This window comes from Paenibacillus sp. J31R120, assembly GCF_056269225.1.
In genome coordinates this window covers 811,705-835,229 of sequence record NZ_JBWDNN010000001.1, presented here as the reverse complement: position 1 = coordinate 835,229, position 23,525 = coordinate 811,705, and the positions used below count along the sequence as shown (strand labels likewise).

Annotated in this window: 29 protein-coding genes; 11 read left to right on the top strand and 18 right to left on the bottom strand. The window is 51.0% G+C overall.

Translation table 11 applies throughout. The features are described 5' to 3' along the window. Positions 1-125: 125 nt before the first annotated feature. The 11 genes from AC0YNW_RS03835 to AC0YNW_RS03785 form a co-directional block, all read right to left on the bottom strand. The gene (locus tag AC0YNW_RS03835) at positions 126-497 is read right to left on the bottom strand and encodes a hypothetical protein (protein WP_475830810.1); all 372 of its coding nucleotides are present in this window, start codon (positions 495-497) and stop codon (positions 126-128) included. 202 nt (positions 498-699) lie between these two features. Then, positions 700-1,404: a ribonuclease III gene (gene rnc, locus AC0YNW_RS03830; protein ID WP_387474643.1), complete on the bottom strand. Its 705-nt coding sequence runs from the start codon at positions 1,402-1,404 to the stop codon at positions 700-702. Then, complete coding sequence (gene fabF, locus AC0YNW_RS03825) at positions 1,394-2,635, bottom strand: beta-ketoacyl-ACP synthase II (RefSeq protein ID WP_475830809.1); 1,242 nt, start codon at positions 2,633-2,635, stop codon at positions 1,394-1,396. Before fabF ends, rnc begins: the two co-directional genes overlap by 11 nt. Positions 2,636-2,791: 156 nt before the next feature. Then, complete coding sequence (gene acpP / locus AC0YNW_RS03820) at positions 2,792-3,025, bottom strand: acyl carrier protein (protein ID WP_120106762.1); 234 nt, start codon at positions 3,023-3,025, stop codon at positions 2,792-2,794. Between the two features lie 94 nt (positions 3,026-3,119). Continuing rightward, positions 3,120-3,869 (bottom strand): 3-oxoacyl-[acyl-carrier-protein] reductase, encoded by a 750-nt coding sequence (gene fabG / locus AC0YNW_RS03815; RefSeq protein WP_475830808.1) that lies wholly within the window; start codon positions 3,867-3,869, stop codon positions 3,120-3,122. Between the two features lie 21 nt (positions 3,870-3,890). Continuing rightward, positions 3,891-4,820 carry an ACP S-malonyltransferase gene (fabD, locus tag AC0YNW_RS03810; protein ID WP_475830807.1) on the bottom strand — a complete coding sequence of 310 codons (930 nt, stop codon included), beginning with the start codon at positions 4,818-4,820 and terminating at the stop codon, positions 3,891-3,893. A 72-nt stretch (positions 4,821-4,892) separates the two neighbouring features. Further along, positions 4,893-5,879: a beta-ketoacyl-ACP synthase III gene (locus AC0YNW_RS03805; RefSeq protein ID WP_475830806.1), complete on the bottom strand. Its 987-nt coding sequence runs from the start codon at positions 5,877-5,879 to the stop codon at positions 4,893-4,895. 9 nt (positions 5,880-5,888) lie between these two features. Then, positions 5,889-6,878, bottom strand: a complete 990-nt coding sequence (gene plsX / locus AC0YNW_RS03800; protein ID WP_475830805.1) for a phosphate acyltransferase PlsX — start codon at positions 6,876-6,878, stop codon at positions 5,889-5,891. Next, the gene (fapR, locus tag AC0YNW_RS03795; RefSeq protein WP_387475340.1) at positions 6,862-7,458 is read right to left on the bottom strand and encodes a transcription factor FapR; all 597 of its coding nucleotides are present in this window, start codon (positions 7,456-7,458) and stop codon (positions 6,862-6,864) included. The genes plsX and fapR overlap by 17 nt, the downstream gene beginning before the upstream one ends. Positions 7,459-7,682: 224 nt before the next feature. Next, the gene (gene rpmF / locus AC0YNW_RS03790) at positions 7,683-7,856 is read right to left on the bottom strand and encodes a 50S ribosomal protein L32 (protein WP_116043433.1); all 174 of its coding nucleotides are present in this window, start codon (positions 7,854-7,856) and stop codon (positions 7,683-7,685) included. Between the two features lie 31 nt (positions 7,857-7,887). Continuing rightward, positions 7,888-8,403 carry a YceD family protein gene (locus AC0YNW_RS03785; protein ID WP_475830804.1) on the bottom strand — a complete coding sequence of 172 codons (516 nt, stop codon included), beginning with the start codon at positions 8,401-8,403 and terminating at the stop codon, positions 7,888-7,890. A 167-nt stretch (positions 8,404-8,570) separates the two neighbouring features. Between AC0YNW_RS03785 and AC0YNW_RS03780 the strand changes: the two genes are divergently transcribed. Then, on the top strand, positions 8,571-9,815 hold the full coding sequence (locus AC0YNW_RS03780) for a nucleotidyltransferase (protein ID WP_475830803.1): 1,245 nt from the start codon (positions 8,571-8,573) through the stop codon (positions 9,813-9,815). 715 nt (positions 9,816-10,530) lie between these two features. Here the strand turns inward: AC0YNW_RS03780 and AC0YNW_RS03775 are convergent. Beyond that, entirely contained in the window at positions 10,531-11,610 is a 1,080-nt protein-coding gene (locus tag AC0YNW_RS03775; protein WP_475830802.1) for a S16 family serine protease, read from the bottom strand. A gap of 103 nt (positions 11,611-11,713) precedes the next feature. Here AC0YNW_RS03775 and AC0YNW_RS03770 point away from each other — a divergent pair, with 103 nt between their 5' ends. After that, positions 11,714-12,937, top strand: a complete 1,224-nt coding sequence (locus AC0YNW_RS03770; protein WP_475830801.1) for a nucleoside recognition domain-containing protein — start codon at positions 11,714-11,716, stop codon at positions 12,935-12,937. Between the two features lie 40 nt (positions 12,938-12,977). Here AC0YNW_RS03770 and coaD read toward each other — a convergent pair whose 3' ends face one another. Beyond that, positions 12,978-13,505 carry a pantetheine-phosphate adenylyltransferase gene (coaD, locus tag AC0YNW_RS03765; RefSeq protein WP_387474623.1) on the bottom strand — a complete coding sequence of 176 codons (528 nt, stop codon included), beginning with the start codon at positions 13,503-13,505 and terminating at the stop codon, positions 12,978-12,980. Next, complete coding sequence (rsmD, locus tag AC0YNW_RS03760) at positions 13,492-14,112, bottom strand: 16S rRNA (guanine(966)-N(2))-methyltransferase RsmD (protein ID WP_475830800.1); 621 nt, start codon at positions 14,110-14,112, stop codon at positions 13,492-13,494. The genes coaD and rsmD overlap by 14 nt, the downstream gene beginning before the upstream one ends. Before the next feature lie 142 nt (positions 14,113-14,254). On the opposite strand from rsmD, the gene AC0YNW_RS03755 reads away from it, so the two are divergent. Then, the gene (locus AC0YNW_RS03755; protein WP_387474619.1) at positions 14,255-14,593 is read left to right on the top strand and encodes a L,D-transpeptidase; all 339 of its coding nucleotides are present in this window, start codon (positions 14,255-14,257) and stop codon (positions 14,591-14,593) included. Between the two features lie 145 nt (positions 14,594-14,738). On the opposite strand, the gene AC0YNW_RS03750 is transcribed toward AC0YNW_RS03755, so the two are convergent. Beyond that, positions 14,739-14,879 (bottom strand): hypothetical protein, encoded by a 141-nt coding sequence (locus AC0YNW_RS03750; protein ID WP_475830799.1) that lies wholly within the window; start codon positions 14,877-14,879, stop codon positions 14,739-14,741. A gap of 34 nt (positions 14,880-14,913) precedes the next feature. Here AC0YNW_RS03750 and AC0YNW_RS03745 point away from each other — a divergent pair, with 34 nt between their 5' ends. Both AC0YNW_RS03745 and AC0YNW_RS03740 read left to right on the top strand, forming a co-directional pair. Beyond that, positions 14,914-15,171 carry a hypothetical protein gene (locus AC0YNW_RS03745; protein WP_475830798.1) on the top strand — a complete coding sequence of 86 codons (258 nt, stop codon included), beginning with the start codon at positions 14,914-14,916 and terminating at the stop codon, positions 15,169-15,171. A gap of 261 nt (positions 15,172-15,432) precedes the next feature. Then, a complete protein-coding gene (locus AC0YNW_RS03740) occupies positions 15,433-15,717 on the top strand; it encodes a hypothetical protein (protein WP_475830797.1) in 285 nt (94 codons plus the stop codon). A gap of 396 nt (positions 15,718-16,113) precedes the next feature. Here the strand turns inward: AC0YNW_RS03740 and AC0YNW_RS03735 are convergent, their stop codons facing one another. After that, positions 16,114-16,287 carry a phage holin family protein gene (locus AC0YNW_RS03735; protein WP_475830796.1) on the bottom strand — a complete coding sequence of 58 codons (174 nt, stop codon included), beginning with the start codon at positions 16,285-16,287 and terminating at the stop codon, positions 16,114-16,116. Between the two features lie 227 nt (positions 16,288-16,514). Here AC0YNW_RS03735 and AC0YNW_RS03730 point away from each other — a divergent pair, with 227 nt between their 5' ends. From AC0YNW_RS03730 to AC0YNW_RS03710, 5 genes are all read left to right on the top strand, one after another. Then, entirely contained in the window at positions 16,515-16,763 is a 249-nt protein-coding gene (locus tag AC0YNW_RS03730) for a DUF3951 domain-containing protein (protein WP_475830795.1), read from the top strand. A gap of 627 nt (positions 16,764-17,390) precedes the next feature. After that, positions 17,391-17,525 carry a hypothetical protein gene (locus tag AC0YNW_RS03725; RefSeq protein WP_475830794.1) on the top strand — a complete coding sequence of 45 codons (135 nt, stop codon included), beginning with the start codon at positions 17,391-17,393 and terminating at the stop codon, positions 17,523-17,525. A 100-nt stretch (positions 17,526-17,625) separates the two neighbouring features. Beyond that, positions 17,626-18,492 carry a non-homologous end joining protein Ku gene (gene ku, locus AC0YNW_RS03720; protein ID WP_475830793.1) on the top strand — a complete coding sequence of 289 codons (867 nt, stop codon included), beginning with the start codon at positions 17,626-17,628 and terminating at the stop codon, positions 18,490-18,492. Beyond that, entirely contained in the window at positions 18,489-19,394 is a 906-nt protein-coding gene (locus tag AC0YNW_RS03715) for an ATP-dependent DNA ligase (protein WP_475830792.1), read from the top strand. The genes ku and AC0YNW_RS03715 overlap by 4 nt, the downstream gene beginning before the upstream one ends. Before the next feature lie 70 nt (positions 19,395-19,464). Beyond that, on the top strand, positions 19,465-19,980 hold the full coding sequence (locus AC0YNW_RS03710; protein WP_475830791.1) for a hypothetical protein: 516 nt from the start codon (positions 19,465-19,467) through the stop codon (positions 19,978-19,980). A gap of 53 nt (positions 19,981-20,033) precedes the next feature. Here AC0YNW_RS03710 and AC0YNW_RS03705 read toward each other — a convergent pair whose 3' ends face one another. Beyond that, positions 20,034-20,768, bottom strand: a complete 735-nt coding sequence (locus AC0YNW_RS03705) for a suppressor of fused domain protein (RefSeq protein ID WP_475830790.1) — start codon at positions 20,766-20,768, stop codon at positions 20,034-20,036. Positions 20,769-20,874: 106 nt separating this feature from the next. Beyond that, the gene (locus tag AC0YNW_RS03700; RefSeq protein WP_475830789.1) at positions 20,875-22,587 is read right to left on the bottom strand and encodes a MutS-related protein; all 1,713 of its coding nucleotides are present in this window, start codon (positions 22,585-22,587) and stop codon (positions 20,875-20,877) included. Between the two features lie 241 nt (positions 22,588-22,828). Between AC0YNW_RS03700 and AC0YNW_RS03695 the strand changes: the two genes are divergently transcribed. After that, complete coding sequence (locus AC0YNW_RS03695; protein ID WP_475830788.1) at positions 22,829-23,440, top strand: hypothetical protein; 612 nt, start codon at positions 22,829-22,831, stop codon at positions 23,438-23,440. The last annotated feature ends 85 nt before the right edge of the window (positions 23,441-23,525 follow it).

Here is a 23,525-nt window from a genome sequence, read left to right as displayed (position 1 = left end):
ACCATTGTACCACATAATTGTTATTTGCGTTAATCATTTCAGACGCTGCGCATCCCGTAATCACACCGCTTGGAGGCAACAAAAAAGAGGCTATCCGCCTCCTCAATCAGGTTCCATAAACTTCCTTATTCAGTTGCGGCTGCGTTGCCGGCCGCTTGCCGACGCCTGCTCGCTTTCTTCTCGATTGTCAACATGCAGGGATAAGCTAGAAGCAGCAAAAAGGTCAGCAGAATCGAACCTGTCATATAGGATTCGAACAATTGGACCGACCATCCGTCCTCGCCAATAATCATATAGGCGATTGCATTAGATATCCCAATGCCGTCATTGGCCTCCGCCGACAGGCTGACTGCGTGATTGTGTGCCAGGCAGATGAGCGCCAAGAAAGAAAAGCCAGTTGCCAAGACGATGCCTTTCGAATAAGGCATCGCAACGCCATAATAACTGAACGTCCGGACTGCTGCTGCGATTAGTACAACAACCACGATATAGATCATACGCCCATCTCCTCTTTCACTCGCATACGCTGCTTCTTCAAGGATTTCACCCTCATTTTACCATATTAAACCTATCATCTCCATCAAAAAGACCCCTTCGTACCGTCATCCGGCCAAAAGAGGTCTTATCCATCCGATATGGTCATCTTCGCCGGAGTCCATACGCTCTCCAGCATCCACGGCAACTGTTCCACACGCGCCTTCACGCGTCTTGAGCGGTAAGCGTATTCCATGCTTCCGCAGCTGCCCGCTGCTCCGCTTCCTTCTTCGTGCGGCCGGCTCCAAGGCCATACCGTTCCTCGCCCAGGCATACCTCGACGATAAATTCACGGTCATGAGCAGGTCCGCGCTCTTCCACAATGCGGTATTCAACCGGACCAAGGCCGTTATGCTGCGCTTTCTCCTGAAGCTTGGACTTGGCATCCTTCATGAGCAAGCCAAAGTCGTTGGATTCGATGAAGGGAAACATATGCTCTTCCAGAAATACACGCGTGCGCTCGATCCCCGCATCGAGGAAGATCGCTCCGATAAACGACTCGAACAAGTCTGCCAATAACGCTTGACGATGCCTGCCCCCAAGCTGCTCCTCACCCCGTCCCAGCAGCACATACTTGCCCAGCTCCATCCGCTCCGCAAAGTAAGCGAGCGACGGTTCACAGACGACGGATGCCCGCATTCGGGTCAGCTCGCCTTCCGGCCGCTTCGGATAGGTGGTGAACAAGTATTCAGAGACGAGCAATTGAAGCACCGCGTCGCCCAGAAATTCCAGACGCTCGTTATCCTGTACCGAGCCCCGCTTATGCTCATTCACATAAGAGGTGTGCGTGAACGCTTGTCTCAGCAGTCTTGGACGTTTGAAAGCGAGCTGCAGCTTCTGCTGCAGCTCGTCAAAATGTTCATGCTTCATATGCTTTCATCACGATCGTAGCATTATGGCCCCCAAAGCCAAACGAATTAGACAGCGCGTACTTCACGTTCGCTTCGCGAGGCGTATTCGGCACGTAGTCCAGGTCGAGCTCAGGGTCCTGGTTGTCCAGGTTAATCGTTGGAGCAATGACACCGCTCTTCAGCGTCAGGCCAAGAATAACGGCTTCTACGCCGCCCGCCGCGCCGAGCAGATGGCCCGTCATCGACTTCGTGGAGCTGACCGCCACTTTGTAAGCGTGATCACCGAACGTCTTCTTAATAGCCGTTGTCTCGGACTTGTCGCCTACCGGTGTGGATGTACCGTGCGCATTGATGTAATCAATCTCGGACGGCTCGATGCCAGCATCACGGATTGCCTTCACCATGCAACGCGCAGCTCCATCCGGATCAGGCTCTGTCATGTGATGAGCGTCTCCGCTCATGCCATAGCCAACCACTTCGGCATAAATCTTAGCGCCGCGAGCGATGGCATGATCAAGCGACTCCAGTACGAGCACGCCTGCACCCTCACCCATTACGAATCCGTCACGATCCACATCGAACGGACGACTTGCTTTCTCAGGCTCTTCGTTGCGCGTCGACATCGCGCGCATCGAGCAGAAGCCGGCCATGCCTGTCGGACGGATTGTTGCTTCCGCACCGCCGGCGAACATAACGTCAGCGTCGCCGCGTTGAATCATCTTGAACGAATCGCCAATGGAGTGCGTGCCTGTCGCACAAGCGGTAACCGCTGTGCTGTTAGGACCTTTCGCGCCAGTCAGCATCGACACTTGGCCGGATGCCATATTCGCGATCATCATCGGAATGAAGAACGGGCTAACGCGCTTCGGACCTTTCTCCAGCAGTACGTTATGCTGATCTTCCCAAGTGCCAAGACCGCCGATGCCGGAACCGATCATCACGCCCACGCGCTCAGCGTCGGCATTCTCGCCGATCTTGATGCCCGAGTCCGCCACAGCCAGCTTGCTTGCGACAGCCGCGAATTGAACGAAGCGATCCATGCGGCGCGCTTCTTTTTTATCCAAACCGTACTCTTCGGGATTGAAGTTTTTGACCTCCGCCGCAATGCGCGTCGGATATTCGGAGAAATCGAATGCCTCCACTACGGATACGCCCGACTTTCCTTCAAGCAGGTTCCCCCAAAATTGCTCCAAATCGGAACCTAGCGATGTAATGACCCCCATGCCTGTAACGACAACTCTCTGTTTCATTGCATTCACCTCTGCAGACAGCGATTTAGAAGACCGTAATGATGAATCTTCCTTCTATATGAAAAGCGGTTAGGCTTCATTATAAACGTTATAAAAGCGTCGAAAATGCGCTACATGGAGAGAAGTCCCGTATATCGCAACGGGACTTGTCCATCCTTAGGTATGAGATTGTATGTAAGTCACAACTTCTCCCACCGTAGTGATTTTCTCTGCATCTTCATCAGAGATTTCCATATCAAACTCGTCTTCCAGCTCCATGACCAATTCAACGACGTCAAGAGAGTCAGCTCCGAGGTCATCTTTGAAGGAAGCTTCAAGGGTTACTTCTGCTTCGTCTACGCCAAGGCGGTCGATGACAATACGTTTTACGCGTTCTACTACTTCGGACATCCGGTTCACCTCCTCCACCGTATTATACGAGAATTAAATGTAAATTGCCATCTTTACCTTACTGGGCAAAAGGCCTACATTCACTGGTTAATTGCTACATGTACATGCCGCCGTCAACGTGGACCGTCTGGCCTGTCATATAGGCTGCCGCATCGGATGCGAGGAATCTGACCGCATTGGCAATATCTGCCGCGTCGCCAAGGCGCGCGAGCGGGATTCCGGCGGACAGCGATTCCTTCATATCCTCCGACAGCTTGTCCGTCATGTCGGTCTGGATGAATCCAGGCGCGACGCAGTTGACGGTAATGCCGCGCGAAGCAAGTTCTCTTGCGCTAGCCTTCGTCAAGCCAATAACGCCGGCTTTCGCCGCAACATAGTTAGCTTGTCCAGGATTGCCGAGCACGCCGACGACGGAAGAGATGTTAATAATCCGGCCGGAGCGCTGCTTCATCATCGAACGCGTAACCGCTTTGATGCCGTTGAACACGCCTTTCAGATTTGTCTCGATGACCTGATCGAATTCTTCTTCCTTCATGCGCATAATTAAATTATCTCTTGTAATGCCAGCGTTATTCACAAGAATATCCAGCGCGCCAAGCTGCGCGATAACTTCCTTCACCATGGCGTCGAATTCATCGGCTTTGCCGACATTCGCTTTCACAATGATCGCACGGCGTCCCAGCGCTTCAACAGCGGATGCTGTCTCCGCAGCAGCGGCTTCGCTGCCGGAATAGTTAATCGCCACGTCGGCGCCCGCCTCTGCCATCGCAATTGCGATGGCGCGGCCGATGCCTCGCGAAGCGCCTGTTACGAGCGCTTTCTTCCCTTCCAGACTCGCAAACATTAGGATCCCCTCCGTCTTGGATTATTTCACCTGCAGCGCATCCAGCGCCGAGATGTTATTTACCGATATGACACGGACATTGCGGTCGATTTTTTTGATCAAGCCCGCAAGCACCGTACCCGAACCGATTTCAACAAACGTATCTACGCCTTGCTCGATCAGGTAGCGCACGCTGTCCTCCCACAATACAGGAGAATAGACCTGCTCCACAAGCAGCTTGCGGATAGCGGAAGCATCCGACACTTCACGAGCCGTTACGTTCGCCACTACTGGAACGGATGCATCCGAGAACGTCACACCTGCAAGTGTAGACGCAAGCTGTTCAGCCGCTGGCTTCATCAGCGAGGAGTGGAACGGACCGCTTACCTCAAGCGGAATGACCCGCTTCGCTCCCGCATCCTTACCCCGCTCCACAACAGCCTGCACGCCTTGCGCTGTACCGGAGACTACGATCTGAGCCGGACAGTTCACATTCGCCAGCTCCACCGCGCTTCCTTCGGCAGTAATCACTTCACACAAGCTCGCTAGCGCGTCGCGCTCTGCGCCAAGCACTGCCGCCATAGCGCCTTGCCCGCTAGGCACGGCCTGCTCCATATACAAGCCGCGTGCGCGAACCGTACGCACCGCATCCTCGAAGGACAATACGCCCGCCGCGACGAGCGCGCTATATTCTCCCAGGCTGTGGCCCGCTACATAATCCGCCTTAAGGCCGCTCGCTTCCAATAGCTTCAAGTACGCAACGCTTACCGTGAGTAGTGCCGGCTGCGTATTTGCTGTCTGCTTAAGCGCCTCGTCCGGTCCTTCGAAAATAAGCTGGGTTAATTCCATGCCCAGTGCCTGATCGGCTTTCTGGAAGATGTCCCGAACATTCTCGAACGCGTCGTATGCGTCCTTGCCCATGCCTACAGCCTGAGCTCCCTGTCCGGGAAATACAAATGCCGTCTTCGCCAACGCGTTTCCCCTCCTAAGCCAATTCCCATACGGTTCATCCGCTTTCACAAGCGGACCTGTCACCGCATTATATTACCAAACCAGTACGGATGCTCCCCATGTCAAGCCGCCGCCGAAGCCGACGAACACCAGTGTATCGCCTTGCTTTACGCGGTTCTGCTCTACGGCTTCGGCCAGAGCAACCGGAATGGATGCAGCCGACATATTGCCGTATTTGTCCAAATTGATCATCGCTTTCTCCTCCGGCAGATTCAGCCGGTTCAGCGCAGATTGAATAATCCGGATGTTCGCTTGATGCGGGATAAGCAGATCTACGTCTTCCTTCGCAAGGCCTGCCTTGGCAAGCGCGTCCTCTGCAGCACTGCCCATAATACGCACAGCAAACTTGAACACGTCATTGCCTGCCATATGGATGTAATGCTGCTTCGTGGAGATACTGTGCTCCGAGGACGGGATACGCGAACCGCCGCCGCTAACCTTCAACAGCTCGCCGCCGCTTCCGTCTGCTCCCAGCTCGAAAGAGCGGAAGCCTCTGCCCTCTTCGACCTGCCCAAGTACAACAGCACCTGCGCCGTCGCCGAACAGAATACATGTGTTGCGGTCGGTATAATCCGTAATGCGGGACAATGTCTCCGCGCCTACGACAAGCACATGCTTGTACATGCCGGTGGCAATCATATTCGATGCCGTCGCCAGTCCGTAGATGAAGCCGGAGCAAGCTGCGGACAGATCGAATGCCGCCGCTTTGGTTGCCCCTAATTTCGTTTGCAGCAGGCAAGCGGTGGACGGGAAGAACATATCCGGCGTAATCGTTGATACGATAATCAGATCGAGATCCTCCGCCGTCAGGCCCGCTGCAGCAATCGCTTGCTTTGCCGCTTCATAAGCCAGATCGGAGGTTGCCTCCGCTTCCGCTGCCATCCGACGCTCCTTGATTCCCGTCCGGGTTACGATCCATTCGTCATTCGTTTCTACCATTTGCTCCAATTGCTGATTTGTAAGAATCCGTTCGGGCACATATTTGCCCGTTCCAATAATGCCGACAGGATGCAAACCCATGCTTCACACTCACTTCCCGTTAATTTCAGAAGAGATTGATTCTATCATATTGCCTTGAAGGGCAATTCTTGCCTGACGAACCGCGTTTTTCACTGCGACAGCGTCGGATGAGCCGTGGCACTTCACGACTAGTCCATTGAGGCCGAGCAGCGGCGCCCCGCCATGCTCCTTGTAGTCCATCTTTTTCTTAAGCTTCTTGAGCTGCGGCAACATGATCGCTGCTGCAATCTTCGTCAGGAAGGAAGTACCGAACGCACTCTTCAGCATTGTGAAGATCGTGCCCGCCGTGCCCTCCAGCGATTTCAGCATAATGTTGCCTGAGAATCCGTCGCATATAAGCACGTCGCAATTCCGGTTCAGGACATCTCTGGATTCCACGTTGCCTACAAAATGAATCGGCGCCTGCTCCATGAGCTCATAAGCCGCTTTGCTTATTTCGTTGCCCTTCTTCGCTTCTGTGCCGACATTCAGCAGTCCTACTCTTGGCTGCTTGATGCCATGCACCTTCTCGCGATAGATGCTGCCCATGACCGCATATTGTGCCAGATGCTCAGGCTTCGCGTCCATATTCGCACCGAGGTCCATCGCCAGAATGCCTACATCATCCATCGTCGGCAAAACAAAAGCGAGCGCGGGACGCTCGATGCCCTCCATCCTGCCTACAACCAGCAAGCCTGTCGTCATAAGCGCTCCCGTATTGCCAGCTGAGAGCATGGCGTCAGCCTGCTTGTCCTTGACCAATTGGCCTGCCACGACCATGGATGCGCCCTTCTTGCGTCTGACCGCTTTCACCGGCTCATCATCCGGACCGATCACCTCATCCGCGTGAATGAGCTGAACGTTGGAAGGAAGTCCTTCCTTAAGCAGCGGTTCGATCACAGCTTTATCGCCTACAAGCAGCAGCTCGGTGTCCGGCCATTCGGCCGCGGCATCCAGTGCGCCTCTTACAATCTGCTCAGGGGCGTGATCTCCCCCCATTGCGTCAATGGCGATCCGCATGTTCTTCTCCTCCTCCATCATCCCTGTTGCCAGCGGATCTGAAGATGACGAAGTTGCCTTGGAACACCATTTCGTCACCTACATATGTGAATAACTCGACTTTCGATTTGCTTCGCTCTCCCGAGATCGAACGGACATAGGCCTTGGCGATGCATTTCTCGCCCAGCCTTACCGGACGTATGAAGCGGATGTCAGCCGTAACGGTCAACGCGATGGCGTCGTCGATCACGGCAACGGCCAGTGAGTTCGCTTGCGCGAACACATGATGGCCCCTCGCAATAGACGTGCGGGAAAAGACATGCTCTTCCCTGATCTCAAAGATTGAGATACCGCTCTTGTCCAGCTCCAGGTCCACAATCTCCCCGATCACCTCATGAAGCGGCAGGGAGCGTACGGAATCATAGGAACGTTCCGCCATCAGCTTCAACCGTTCCCGAAGCTCCGGTATACCGAGCTCCATCCGGTCAAGCCGGATCGTCTGTATGCTGACCTTCAGCAGGCGCGTCAGCTCCCGGTCCGTCATAAAAGGATTCTCATCGATATGCTGGGCCAGCAGCTGATGCCGTTGGCGCTTGGGCATTCGTTCCATGCTCGTCTCACCCCTTTGTCCATCATGTGTATTAGGAATGACTGAGCGCCAATTCTAGCAAAACGTTATCGCCGACCATTCCCTACTAGATATATGTTAAGCGTATATTTTTATCACCTGGTACTAAATTAGTATATAAAAAAAAGTCATTCTGCGCAATGAAACCAAAAAATAGCACCTCACCGCGAGATGAAGTGCTATCATGGAAATCATTATTATTGGGAAATGATCTCTTTTGTTTTGTAATATCCACACACTTTGCATACGTGGTGAGCCAATTTCAGCTCTCCGCATTGCTCGCATTTTACCATACCCGGTATCGCAAGTTTGAAATGCGTGCGACGCTTGTCGCGGCGAGTTTTGGATGTTCTACGCTGAGGTACTGCCATCTTTCCCACCTCCTTCACAAAATCAATGCCGTTACTCCTTAAACAAATCCTTCAGCGATTCAAAGCGAGGGTCGATCCGCTCGTTTTTGCATTCGCAGGTTCGCTCATTTAAGTTTTCTCCGCAGGTCTGACAGAGTCCCTTGCAATCCTTGCCGCACAGCGGCGCAAAAGGCATGAACACCAGAAGCGCTTCTTCCAGAAACGGCAACAGGTCCAGTCTGTCCGATTTCAATTCCACAAATTCTTCGTTTTCGTCCGTGTTGCCGTCTGCTTCCTCTTTGGAAGGAGGCTTGAACTGTTCGAAGAAGGGAATGACCGTATGTTCCTTAGTCGGTTCAAGACAACGTGAGCATGCAAGCTCCAAATCGATGGTTAGTGTACCGTCGACCGTTACGAATCCATCGTGACCAGCAACCTCAAGCGATACATGGAGCGGACCAGCCGCAATTACATCCGCCCGTCCCTTGAACAATTCGCTCACATCGAGCGCTTCTTGCACGGTTGCCTTCAGGCCCCTGGACATCATCTCTTGCATATGAAACTGCATATCATCACTCCAAACAAACAAAGATTATTATAGCTATTCAAACGATCTTTTGTCAACAATTTCACGTTGCAATTCGTATTGGACATCTTCCGCTGTGATGCGGCATCCTCTCTATGCTATAGTGAAATCACCTATAAATCAAGAAGATGGGGAGACTTGCGAATCCAATGCGCGCTGTAGGCCTAATTGTAGAATACAATCCGTTCCATAACGGACATCTTTATCATTTGCGCCAATCGGTCAAATTAACAGAAGCCGATGCCGTAGTCGCCGTCATGAGCGGCAACTTCCTGCAGCGCGGCGAACCTGCAATGTGGGACAAGTGGACACGGACCCGCATGGCACTGGAGGGCGGCTGCGATCTGGTCATCGAGCTTCCCGTCGCCTATGCGACGCATGCGGCGGAATGGTTCGCTTACGGCGCGGTATCGCTATTGGAGGCGACAGGCGTTGTCGATGCCTTCTGCTTCGGTACAGAGAGCGGCGAGCTCCCTCCTCTGCTGCAAGCAGCGGAGATTGCGGCTTCCGAGCCGCCGCGCTTTCAAGCGCTGCTCAGAAACCAGCTGGACACAGGGATAAGTTATCCTGTGGCCTACAGCGGCGCCCTGCAGGCGTATCTGACTGAGCAGGGCCATGCCGATGCCGCTTCGTTCCCCTTCGATACGCCGAACCATACGCTCGGCTTGCATTACCTTATTGCTTTGAAGCGCATCAAAGGCGCAATGAGCCCTTACACCATTGCCCGCGAAAAAGCGCAATACCATCAGGAATCGATCACCGATGGCTCCATCGCCAGCGCGACGGCAATCCGCAAGCTGCTGCTGGAGAGCCAGTCACTGGGGGCGGCAAAGCCATTTGTTCCGGTATCAACCTACCGGAACATTCAGTCCTGCGCCTCGACTGGCGTCTCGCCTGTGAGCTGGGAGCGCTATATGCCCGCATTAATGCATAAGCTATTAACGATCGATCCAGCTTCGCTGGCGTCATACCGCGATGTTAGCGAGGGGCTAGAGCATCGCATACTGAATGCTATGCCTGAGCTTGGCGAAGCAAGCTTCGGGGAGCTGCTGTCGCTGCTCAAGACGAGGCGCTACACCCGTACCCGGCTGCAGCGCGCGCTCCTGTCCGTCTTGCTCGGACATGCGCAGGAAGAGTTTACGCCGGACAAGCTAGCCGGCGGGGTAGAGTATATTCGTGTGCTGGGCTTCACCGAGAGGGGAAGGACGCTGCTGAAGCGAATGCGCGTGACATCCTCCCTGCCCGTCCTGCTCAGCGCCGCCAGGCCGCCTGAGCCCTACCGCTACCTCGACCTGGACGTTAGGGCGAGCAACGCTTATTTGCTCGGCGCGAGCGGACGCCATCTGTCAGCGTCGCTGTTCCGCGACTACAGAGAAAAGCCCGTCATGATTTGACGGGCTCTTCGCTTGAACACGCGTCGGCTAGGTTGAGCGATGAGCGAGACGCCCATAGACACGAGACACGTTTAAGTCGGTCTTACCGACCTATTTCACTCGTATGGACGCTTCGGACACTTTAGGTCGGTCTCACCGACCTATTCCACTCGTATGGACACTTCGTACACTTATAAGTCGGTCTTACCGACCTATTTCGCTCGTATGAGCTCTTCAGACACTTTAATTCGGTCTCGTCGACCTATGCCACTCGTTTGGGTTCTTCGTACACTTATAGGTCGGTCTCACCGACCTATTCCACTCGTATGGGCTCTTTAGACACTTTAAGTCGGTCTTGTCGACCTATTTCACTCGTATGGGCTCTTCGTACACTTATAAGTCGGCCTTGTCGACCTATTTCACTCGTATGGGCTCTTCGTACACTTATAAGTCGGTCTCACCGGCTTATTTCACTCGTATGGACGCTTCGTACACTATAAGTCGGCCTTGTCGACCTATTTCACTCGTATGGGCTCTTCGTACACTTATAAGTCGGTCTCACCGACTTATTTCGCTCGTATGGGCTCTTCAGACACCTTAAGTCGGTCTCGTCGACCTACCTCACACAGCGTACCCACCGTCAAAACACCGAACTGAAGCGCTCAGCAAGTCTCTAGTGCACCCACAGTACGGTTCACCACATTACAACATATTAATAAGTTCCGAAACTCACATATTACCGGTTCGACGCAAACGCAGCTATAGCATCCAGCGCTTCCTGAAGCGTATCTACACCAACTATTTTCATATCCGTCTTAATGGATTTCGCTTTGCCCAGCGCATCTCTCTCATTCGCCTTAGGGACCAAGAATAGCTCCGCATCCTCTCCCGAAGTCGAGACCACCTTCTGCTTAATTCCGCCTATCGCACCTACCTTGCCTTCCGGGCTAATCGTACCTGTGGCTGCGATCCGCGCTCCCTGCGTCAGATCGCCTTCCGTGAGCAAGTCGATAGCGCCCAGCGTAAAAACTAGCCCGGCGGATGGCCCGCCAATCTCCCCTGCTGAAATTGAGAGTCTCTGCTCCTTATGAGTCGCTTCAACTGTTCGCAGCTCGACAAAGCTCTTCGCGCCCAACAACAACGCCAACCGCTTCTCATCCGATTCAGCAGCACCATCCGTATAAGTAGCCGAAGGCTCCAGCTCCATCATCATCTGCTTGCCCTCTCGTTCGATCTCCATCATGACCGATTCTAGCGCGCCTCCCGCCTTCTTTTCAAGCGCCTCAATGACTTGATCTGCGGCATCCTCGACGCTTTCGAACGGCTCTCCGCCTTCCAACCGCAGCAGCTTATCCCCTGCGCGCAGCCTCCCGACCGGCTGATCGGAAATTCGGATGATATCGGTAATGACGATGGCCTCCGTCTTCACTTCGTAGGGCACTTTCAAATACCGGTAAGCCGCCTCAACCGCGTCGTATTGCGAACCTTCCATAATTACTGTCAGCCGTTCGGCGTACTGTTCCTTCGTGTAATTGCCGAATACGGAGCTTTTCTGATAAACATCCCGATCCCGATTTACCGACGCCTTCATGACCCCCCACAAGTTAGGTTCAATCAGCTTGACTGCCGTCAGCAAAAACTGCCCTCCGTCCGCAGGCACACCGGATTCCAGCGAGATCATTGGCTCCACCGGCACAGCAATGCCCGGTTCGTATACCAGATAAGGTGTAGGAGCATACAGAAGCCCCCACATCACAAGCGCGGTAATCGCCGCCGTAATAAAGATGCGCCGCACAGCAGTTAGTCCTCTTCGCATAGGCTCCCTCCCATCGATGCATGCTTATTGATTCATGGTCTATCTTCACTTCGTACAACGTAAGAATAAACGTAAATGGTTTGTCCCAAAGGAGTTGATCGGCATGCCCAAAACCATCATTCTTGCCGTCTTGTCTATCCTGCTGGTGGGCTCCATCATCGTACAGCCCGATGCCTCGTTCCAGGCTTCTCTGCAAGGCCTTACCGTATGGTGGAATATCGTGTTTCCGGGATTGCTCCCGTTTCTCGTCTTATATGAGATCATGATGGCCTTCGGCCTGGCTCATGCGATCGGAACGACCCTGCAGCCTCTCATGCAGCGCGTGCTCGGTTTGCCCGGCGAAGCGGCTCTGGCCCTCGTATTCGGCTGGGCAGGCGGTTATCCCGCAGGCTCGGAGGCTGTCGCTTCCTTACGCAAGCGGGAGCTGCTCGACCGGGCACAAGGACAGCGTCTGCTATCCTTCGCCCATATGCCGAACCCGCTCTTTATGCTTGTCGTAATTGGAGCGGGCTTCCTTCACAAGCCGATTGCAGGCATGATGATAGCAGCAGCCGTCTGGGTGTCCGCCCTGTGGCTGCTGCTGATGACTTCGATATTTCGCCAGCGGAAGCAAGCTCCGGCAGCCAAAGATCAGACACGCCCTACCGGCTGGCTGTCGGCATTCGCGCATGGCCTCCAAGCCGGCCGGGAACAAGACGGCCGCAGCTTCGGTAAGGTGCTTGGCGATGCCGTCTCCGGCAGCGTGCAAAAGCTGATGGTCGTAGGAGGCTTCATGATCTTCGCCGCTGTGCTGGCCAAGCTGTCGGAGCCCTTGCTTGCCCCGCTTCAAAAGAAGGGCTTCTCCTTCATCGGCGCCGCCTTCTTCGAGAGCCATCTGGGATCATACGCCGCCGCCATCTGGAATGCGCCGGGCGGCAGCGCCGCTTTCGGCTGCGCCGTTATTGCGGCCATATTAGCCTGGAGCGGCCTCGCCGGCATATTACAGACCGGCTACGCCATTGCAGGAACTGATCTCAAAATGCTTCCTTTTGTCGCCCATCGGCTAAACCATGCGCTGCATGCTTTTTTGCTAACCTTTTTGCTTTGGCGTCCACTAAGCTGGCTTGCCGGAAAACTCGCGCCGGAAGGCGGATTTCCGGTTATGTTATCCGGCCACTATTATACATCCTCGATAGATGTCAGCATGCCGATGACCGCCTTGACAGCAAGCGACTTGCCTGTCCTATGGCTATACTCCGTCGCTTCGGCAGCTATTGTATTCGCAGTGATGCTCATTCTATACGCATTTATACCGGGAAAGTCGGGACCGGCTCGCATCCATCGCTAGCGATTCGTATTGGCGGATTGTTCCGATTATCCGAATGCAATCAGGAGCGGGCTTCGTATATCTCTTTGAGGCGTGCTTCGACGACAGGCGGCACCAATTCTTTCACTTCCCCTTTGAATTGAGCGATCTCCTTTACAATGCTGGAGCTGAGATAGGAATATTTCGGATTCGTCATCATGAACATCGTGTCGATCTCGCCATCTAGCAAATGATTCGTTGAAGCGAGTTGAAGCTCATATTCGAAATCGGTTACCGAGCGAATGCCGCGGATAATAACATCCGCTTCTTTACTGCGCATGAATCGCACCAGCAAGTCGCGGAAGCTGTCAATTTCTACATTCGGCAAATCCTTAGTCACTTCGCGAAGCAGCTCCTTGCGCTCCTCGACACTAAAAAGCGGATTTTTGCTCGTGTTGTTCAAGACTGCGACGATCAGACGATCGAATTGTTTTGCCGAGCGCTGAATGATGTCCAGATGGCCATAGGTAACGGGATCAAAGCTGCCTGGATATACGGCGATGCGTTCCTTCCGGGGTTGTCCTGCTGCTTTATTCTCATTCGTTGACATCCGATTCGCTCCTATTCGTATCTTCCATAATTTCTCCTATGTATCGATATATGGTAACGGCTATATCGCCGTATTTTGCGGTTCTGGTCTGCTCGAAGCCTGGCATGTCATCCGGATATGCAACGGTCGCGTCATGCTCCACGACAATAGTAGCATCCGGCTCCAGCATGCCCTTTTCGGCCAACTCGCCCATGACTTCATTCATCTCCGTCATCCGGTAAGGCGGGTCCAGGAACACGAGTGTAAAGCTGAGATCCCGCTTTGCCAACGCTTTCAAGGCGCGATCGGCATCATTGCGGTAAATTTCAGCATCGCTCTCCGCCCCCGCGGTTCGCACATTGTGACGAATAATATCCACACTTATCTTATCCTTATCGACAAATATTACTTTCTCCGCGCCCCTGCTCCATGCCTCAAGGCCAAGTCCGCCTGTACCCGCGAACAAATCCAGCGCGATGCCTCCGTCGAAGTAAGGACCGATCATGCTGAAGATCGCTTCCTTTACCTTGTCCGTTGTGGGCCTTGTATTCATGCCCGGCACGGCCTTCAGCGCGCGCCCTTTCGCCGCGCCTGCGATGATTCTCACTGCTTTTTGCCCCTTTCGCAATCATTCACCGCTTATCGTACCATACATTCCCACGGAGAATAAAGATGAATACTTGAATCGGCCGTCAACCGATTTAGCCTTTTTTCCGCCACCCAACCACTCCAGCCCGCAGCGCCATAGTATACAAAAAAGGAGGAAGCTCATGCCCAACTATCGCATTATTGTAGATTTGTCCGATCGCCAGCTTTATTTGCTCGACGGCAATATCGTTGTTCGCGCCTACCCCGTCGGCATCGGGAGAATGGTAACCCAGACCCCTCACGGAGAATTTACGATCATTAACAAACAGCCGCATCCGGGAGGTCCGTTCGGCGCATTCTGGATGGGCCTGTCCAAGCCGTCTTACGGCATACACGGTACCAATGATCCCTCATCGATCGGCGGAGAAGTCTCGCATGGCTGCATCCGCATGTATAATCAAGATGTTCTGGAGCTGCAATCGCTAGTGCCTATCGGAACAAGAGTAACGATTCGGCCTTAGAGGCATACGAATGATCCATTCATGACAAAACAGGGCTCTCCATATAAGAGGGCCCTGTTTTTACTGCAAAGCTGAGCTGCTTAGGCGCCGCCAAGTGATTTACGAATATCGAACACATTTTGAAACGTAGTATTCTTAGCGTTAATTATTGTGCGGTAATGGCGACATTGGTCTCCTTGAACCAGACGATCGTTTTCTCATAAGCGATGATGACTCCATTCAATTTCCGATTGAACGGAAAAATTCTCATCCCATACAAAAAATGCCGCTTCAAAAATGCGGCCAAAAATAATCAAGGCCCCCTTTCGGGGGCCTCTTTCATGGAAGAAGACAGATATGCCCTTCAGTTTACTTGTGTGTCCTTTGGTATTATGGGGTATCTTTACTTGTATGTAGTGAATAGTTGGCGTTTTTTGTGCTTTGGTGATGGTTTGGTCAACAATTGGTCAACAACGGTCAACATACAGCGGGTGAAATTACCAGTGACTCTCGATAAAGCCTACTACCTGTCCCCAGACTTGGCTGGCTCCAATACCCATAATCTACTATTGAGTCCATCAGTCAATCCGGCAAAATAGGAATCGCTAGAGTGACGATTCTGAGCTAGTGCCTGGTGGCCGCGTTCTGTGCCGTTGACAACTACCCCTGCATAGAGACGATGCACACAAAGGACGAGGTCCGTTCAGTTAAGGATGTTCCCAACATACTGGAGCATGTTGTTGTCGATAAAAAAGCAATGCAGATCGCACTTCTTTTCTTTTTCATAAAACCGATAGGCACGCTTGGAGGTATGTAGTAGACTGTAGAGGGATTTATCCACTTCCGGAAGGAGTAACACGATGAGCGATTATATCTACATTTGCCCTGCGTGCAGGACTCATAACGATCAATCAGCAAACAATTGTATTAGATGCGGGCATTGGATGCTAAGCACAACCTATCCGCCAATCATTGTAAAAAAGAAATCTTCTGCAGCAAAAATTATTGGGATAGTCGCTATTTGTTTTGGCGGCATCGTTATTTTTGGCACTCTCCTTGTTGTAGTATTCCTCTCCACCTTCGATGGAACAAGCAGTACAAACGGGGATACGCGAGCAGCTGTGAGTCAAAGCGGGAAGAAATAATCCGTTGAAAAAGTTGTTGGCACCAGGAGTAATCCTGTTCCTATAGGAAAAACACACTCATTTTCGGTTGAACAGTTTTTCGCTATAACCGGTGCAGATAAGAAGAACTTTGATGTATCTATAACGTTGAATAAAACCATTCGCGGTAAAGAGGCTCAAGAAGTCGTAAAAGGTTGGAATGAATATAATCCATCGCCGTCAGCGAATCACGAATTCCTGTTGTCGGACATTAACGTTAAAGTTGACAAATCGAGCTCCGGTGAAGCCTTATCAGTTAACAACTGGAGGTAACGAAAGATGATCTCAATCCGTTGATTGATGTTGCTGGAATGTGGTTTTCTACGAAATAAAAAAAGCCCGCGGACCGTAATGGACAGCGGGCTTAGTTGTGCCTGTTTATTTAATGTTTGGCTTTACGAGCTGATGTGCCAGAACTGTCGCACCAGTCACAAGCACGCTTTGAATAGCACCTTGCAGCAAGTCTCCAACGAGCAGGATACCACTAGCAATGCCGAGAACCAGCAGCAACCATGGGAATGTCCAGTCTGACACCTTTGGCGTGTTCTTCATGAACAGATTACGCGCTCTACTCCTGCCGGAACAGAATACAATACTGTGGCTTCCATTACCCTCCGAATACAACCCAATTCAATTTCGCCATGCTTGTTCCCGCGCTTTTCAGCGATTCTATTCTTCATCCATTTTTTGTAGCCTCTTCGGTCAAATAGAACTTAGCAACTCAATTTATTGTAAATATTAACATTTAAGTATAAAATCAAACAAAGGCGGTGTTTATAATGAACTTTGTACTATACATGTCGATTGGAGTATGCGGTATTTTCTTTCTCTCATTAGCGTTCGTCATTGGCAAGATGCTCATTAAAAAAGGACTACCGAGTAATAATTACACTCCATTTGACTACATCACGGCCCATTCTCATGTTGAGTTTCACGATGAGAAACAAGAGAAAGAAGAAAATGAGGATCAAGGTGATGATAAGAACAAGAACATTATTTCGTTATCAAAACGTTCTTCTCGTCCCTAATACAACATGGTTCAACTGCTACTCTGCTGCCATAAATCATCCCAGTGTCAACGGGAGCCTCATGAAACATTCCCCCATTCACCGTTATACATCCGCTTAACCCAAGTATAGTCTCATTGTTCTGTTTTCTTCTTCGATTCAATAAATCCTTACAGCGTTTATACACCATTCCTGGGTATTTTCTGCTGGCAAAACGCCACTTTGCAGTATGCATTATTAACCAATAAATATGTTCATTTCCTCGTGACCTCATCTCTGAGCGGGGAATCGCAATAATTGCTGCCATCTTGCATCATGTTCCTGATCCATATTTCCTCTTTCCGGTTCAAGTAAACAACAACGCGGGGAACATTCATGGTTATTGGGAAAGTACCTTGTCGAAACTGATCTTTGAAGTAACATCGAAGGACAGTTATTGTTTTCAAGTCAAAAGGAGAATTAAACCTTATTTCGAGGCATGTTCATAGGGGAGAAACAAACCTTGCACATACTTGCGTTATGAAAAGAATGAGGGGTCCTAACGCTCAGATTGAAAAAAAACCCGCTCAAATGTGCCTCCCAAGTTATATTTTCCAAGCGATGTCGTCTTACAAAAATAATCGAGGCCCCCTTTCGGGGGCCTCTTTCATGGGAGAGGAGAAACCGGACGAAGAACTTATGGGGAAACGTAAGTCTTCTCCGCGGTTGTCTACGGCATCTTCCGACGCCGATGATTTTATCTTGTCCGGTTTCGCCACGAATATACATCGCAGGCAAAAATAATATAGCAGCCAGAATGGGAATGCTGAAAGTAATTATTCAATAAAGCAGCTTGCAAGCCATTGCGATTGTCCCCAAAAAAATCTATGGAGGTTATTCGTTCATGCATACCGTATGGAAAGGCGCCATCAGCTTTGGTCTCGTCCACGTCCCCATCAAAATGTTCACCGCTACGGAGGATAAGGATGTTCGATTCCGCAGCATCCACAAGGAATGCGGCACGCCCATCTCCCAGAAGCGCGTTTGCGCCCACTGCGACCGGGAAATTGAAAATGACGAAATCGCAAAAGGCTTTGAATACGAACGAGGCAAGTTCGTCCTGTTCACCGAAGAAGAGCTGGATGCACTGCGGCCAGAGTCGGCTAGAACGATTCAAATTCTGGATTTCGTCAACCTGACCGATATCGATCCCATCTATTTCGAAAAAGCCTACTACCTGTCCCCCGATATGTCAGGCTCCGGCGCTTACGGCTTGCTGCTTGAAGCCATTCGTCAAACGGGGAAAATCGGCATTGCCAAAATTTCTATCCGCAGCAAAAGCCGTCTCGCGGCAATCCGTGTCGTAGACAATTGCTTGTGCCTGGAGACGATGCACTTCCCCGATGAGATCCGCTCCATTACCCACGTGCCTAACTTGCCGGAGCAAGTGTCCGTCAACGACAAGGAGCTGGAGATTGCCAAACTGCTCATCGATCAGCTCTCAGCGGCGTTCGACCCGGAGAAATATACAGACGACTACCGCAACTCGCTGCTGCAGGCGATTGAATCCAAGATGGCTGGCGAAGGCGTCGATGTCGTAGCGGCACCGGCCACCGATTCGACCAAGGTCATCGACCTGATGGCTGCGTTGCAGGCCAGTCTCGACGCAGCCAAAATCCCGACCGATACCGGTAAAGCCGGAGCAAAACGCAAACCCGCCGCCACCAAAGAGAAGAAGCCGAAGAAAACAACGAAAGGCACAGCTTCATGACAGGATCATCCAGCAGCAGGATACCTCTGCCGTCTGTTCCGATGTCCCCGATTCTGGCGCCGGATATTCCGGAAGGACCCGAGTGGTGCTATCAGATCAAATGGGACGGGGTCCGCACGATTGTCAGACTGGACGGATCAGGCGGGGTGGAGCTGTTCTCCAAAAAAATGGAACGACGGAACAAGACATTCCCGGAAATTGTAGAGCATCTGACAACCTTACAAGTCGGCGCGTGTGTCGCGGATGGGGAAATTATTTATTTTGACGGCGTGAGGCCTAATTTCCAAAGAGGACGGCTTGGCATACGCAACGGCAACGGACGGGACGAGCTGCTGCTCGTCCTGTTCGATCTGCTGCATGACGGGGACGAAGACCTTCGCCCGCTTCCTTTCCGTGAACGATTTGCGCGGCTGGCCTCCAAATTCCCGGAAAAGACGCCCCGATTGATGGTTTCGGATTTATTCGACGATGGGCAAGCATTATGGGAATGGCTGCATGAGCGCGGCTGGGAAGGCCTTGTCTCCAAGAAGCTGGACAGTCCTTATACGGAAGGCAAACATCATCAATCGTGGTATAAGAAACGCAAGGAGCTGTACCTTCACGCTGAGGTGGTCGGCATCAAATTAAGGGAAGGACAAGTGTCCAGTCTTGTGCTACGATATGAGGGTCAATATGTCGGACATGTATCGGGGCTGGATTATGCGTCGAAACGCATTCTGGAGCAGTTCATGCGGGACTATCCCGGGGAATGCCCCTTCCCGGTACTGACGCCCGGTATGAAAAAATCCGAAGTGGCCTGGCTAAGCGTCCCCTTCCCTTGCCGCGTCTCCGCGCTGGAATTTACAGACAGCGGCCTTCTCCGCCAGCCCAAGCTGATTGGTTTTGGAGATGGAGACGTCTGAATGTAAGCAGGATGAAAAGACCTTACATAGCGCCCCTGATCAGCATGATCTATGCAGGAGGTTATCGAACATGAACAAAAAAGCACTAGCAGCGGCAGCACTCGCGTTATCCTTATTAGTAGCGGGCTGCAGCCAAAACCAAGCAAATTCGTCCGCATCGCCAAACGGACAAACCGAAGGTTCCACGAAGCCGGAGCCGACCAAAAAACCGAAAAAAGAATGGGTAGAAGCCCAGAAGCTGGCTCTCGATCACGTCAATATCTACTTGAACGGCAGCGACGTGGCGGAGAAGCAAAAATATGTGGAAGAAAGCGTCAATCCGGAAGTGGCCTCGCTCTTTCTGTTAGGCGCAGCGTCTATACGCAAGGAAGAAGAAAAATTTAAAAACCCAACCGTCGCCGAAACCGTTGACTTCAAGGGCGAGAATGGCGCCAAAGGGACATTGACGTTAATTACTGCGGATGACAATCGTGAAATTATTGTTCTAGTCATGGATTCCAAAGTAGCCTTTGCCTTCTTCAATGAAAATAATAGCGACGAGATGCAAGAAACGTACGAGAAAATGAGAGATCACTTCAAGAGTTAATAAGAAACCCGCTGATCTGGGCAGATCAGCGGGTTTTGTATGTATATTAGAGCTTAGCGAAAACCAAACCATGATTTTTTACATACGTTTTTGCGTTGAACTTGCAGGAACTCGTTAATTCTCGCTTCGTCCAGCTTCTGGAACAATTCCTCCGCACCATGCTTAAGCTTAAAGTCCATCTCTTCTTTGTATATAGGCAGCAGGGAGAAAAAGTGCACTTCCTTCTCCTCGGACATCTGGAGCGTAAAAAATCCATTCGGATCTTCCGCAATTGTTGGCAGGGAAAGCAACATGCCTGACAGCTTCGTATTCGGTGCAAAAGGCTCCGCCGGATCGCCATTCGGAATGGTATGGCCTGCATATAGCCAGCTGTTATAGTCATGCGGCAATCTGGCCAATGTCTTCAACCAGCGAATCGGCCAATAGTTCTTATCATCTTGCATAGCTTCTTCCGTCAGCGGCCAATCAGAAGGCAGACATAGCAGCAGTTCCGCAAAGCGGAATTGCTCGGCTCCTTGCGGTACCGTCATGGGCAACGCGCTCATGCCGCATGTAACTAACGTATAATAATTTCTTCCTTTCGTTGGCGGCACGCGCAGTACATCGATATGAACCTTATCGGATACGATTTCATGAAAGACAAAATCAACTTCGCCGATATGCTTCTCGACGTGGGCAGTTACCTTCTCAATCGTTTCTTCGTCGCCATATGCAGGTTGAAAAGAGTCTTCTCGTTCCTTGTGCCTGTGAATGGGATGTCCTGATGCAGAATATTCCGTTTGGCTCATATTCGTTCCGCTCCTCATGTGGAATGATGTCTCCCTTATTCATTCCACCCGTAGCTTCACTTTTCCTGCCTGTATTCGACTTTATTTGTCATAAATCGCCAAATCGTCATTTGGAACCGGTATTCCGTTCGCGAATGGTTTTCGCTAGCTGATCGAAGCTGATACCATATTGCCTGGCGATATCCATGGCAAAGCTCTTTCCTTGCGGCCGTCCAGGCCGAACTTTATAGGAACGGTTCGATAACGTGCCGTCATGCTCCGTATTCTCTTTTATACCAGCAACCATACTGATCAGCTTACTGCTTCCGTCTACCTCTACATTAATGTGATCGCTGCTCTCAGCCAGATCGTGAAGATGCGTAGCCACTACCGCTCTAACTCCCAATAGCCTAAGCGCGCTGACAATATCCTTCATCAAATAGAAGCTTTCCCCCGGACTGGTCGAGGAAAAAGATTCATTGAGCAGCACCATGCTGTTAGGCGTAGCCGCGCCAATGATCTCTCCAATCCGCTTCGACTCTACGCCAAGACGGCCCGTTTCCAGCGATGCTTGTTCTTCTACGTTGAAATAAACATGGAGAGAGTCCACCGGACTCATCTCCGCCCGGCTGCATGGGACATAGAGTCCGCATTGCATCAGCACCTGGGTTAATCCGATCGCCTGCGCGTACGTCGTTTTGCCGCCAGAGTTAGGTCCCGTCAAAATAAAGATGCGTCCTTCTCCATCAAAACAGACATCATTCAGTACGATATGCTCCTTCAAATCGCCGCCTTCCACCTTGTAGGACATACGCATAGCCAAATTCACATTGAAGTTATCGTCCAATCGGATCTCCTTCTGCTCCATCGGAAGAACAGTCGGCCTGCACATGGGCAATCCATAGCCACGCATCCGCTGAATGAATTTAACGGCGCCGATATAGAAGGCGAATTCCGCTTCCAGCTCCAATATCCATTTGCAGCGAATATGCAGATACTGATCGATGATAGGATAAACGGGCTTCAGCACATTTTTCAGCAGCTTCCTCAAGTCCCGGAACAGCACTCTGCGCAAAGAAGCCTCTTCTTCCGCTGCGATGCTGATCTGGATCTTCTCCGTGTTATGGACGACCGATTCGGTGACGTCAGGGTCCTTATACAGCTCCGATATCCCTTGATACTCATTGCCTCCCGCGAACAACTTGCCAAATAGGGACTCTCCCGAGAACCGCTTGTCATTGATGGATACCAATGTGGCTTGTACGGGATTCATCTGCGCATCCAGATTAATGCCAATGGTTACGCTTGCGATGGAATCGAGCCCTTGCTGTAATGTGGGAAGTTGGGTCGCCAGGTTTTTGTAATCTGCACTATCGAAGATACGCAGGATTCGATCCCGCAATCGGCGTAAACCAGCAGATTTCAACGTCTCTCCGCCTGCAAAAGCCTTCTGCATTTGAGCAATAAAATCAACATATATCGTCAATTCTCTCAGACGGGAAACTGTCTGCAGCAGCTCACTATCATGAGAATAGCTTTTGCCTGTTGCAAACCGCATCTCATCGATAATCGCATTGCCCTTTTCCACATGGCGAAGCAATTCGGGATGGTCGATGAAATCATCTATAATGTCGAGCCTGTACGCAATTACACTGGAATCGGGAGTGAATTGTTGCACCATGCTTTTCACGTGTTGATCATACTTTCGGTCTCCGGCTATCGCATGAATAAGAGGCATGCATTCCAGTTCTTTCAGCTCCTGGTCGGAGAGGCGGATCGCTGCTTGATGAGTCCTGGATGGAAATAGGAGATGGATCGGTTCTGATGAAGAGACGGCCACGTGATTCATCCTTTCATGTTTAAGATCAATGAACACGATGCTAACAGCTGGAAGTTTTCTTCCTTCTATCATATCGATCTCTATTTATTTTGTAAAATATTGATATTATATCCAATCGATAGCTTGGATTTGTCTTTCAAGCCCGTCCGTTACACCTTCTATGGCTCTTTGTATTGGAACCATAATCTTCTATAGTCGTATAAGCTTGTAATTATTACTAACCTTGAGATGGAGGAGTCTTATGACAAATATCCCCTTTAATTGGAAAATCGAATTTAAAAAAGCTCTCATTCCCGCAATGATTGCCGCAATTCTCAGCTTCGCCTTCTGGGGAATTCAAACTACGTTGCAATCCAACGAAAAAGAAAGGGATTATAAGATCAAGCTATTCGAAGCGCAAGTCTCCCTATTGCAGGATTATCGAGCGGCTACTATCGACAGACTAGAGCTCAATATTTTAGAAAATGAGAGAATGGGAGGGTACGGACATTCCTCTAAGGATTACTACGCGCTGCAAGAGGAATTGAAATCCCTGTCTCCTGTTCTATATGAAAAAGCCGCAAAAACAGAGGACATTCAGAATAGATTGATAAGTAACTTTATACTTATGGAAAACTTAATGAATGCCAAGTCTGTTGACGCTATACATGATTTCAAACGAGACGTGATGCAATTAACATTCTCCGACCATCTTAATATTTATGAAGCTTATAAGATGGCTAATCTTCCTGGTTATGTTCCGGACGAGCAAAAGGTCGACTATCATATTCAAGAGATCAAACAAGCTATAGCCGATCATTACAATTCGCATCTGGAGAAGCTATTGAAGGCCACTTCTTCGGATATTTTTTGAAGCGCACACCAAGATATGAAACTCCATGGAATCCGGGTCGCATGCATTCTTTCCTATCGGGCATATCGTCCAACCCTTCACACAT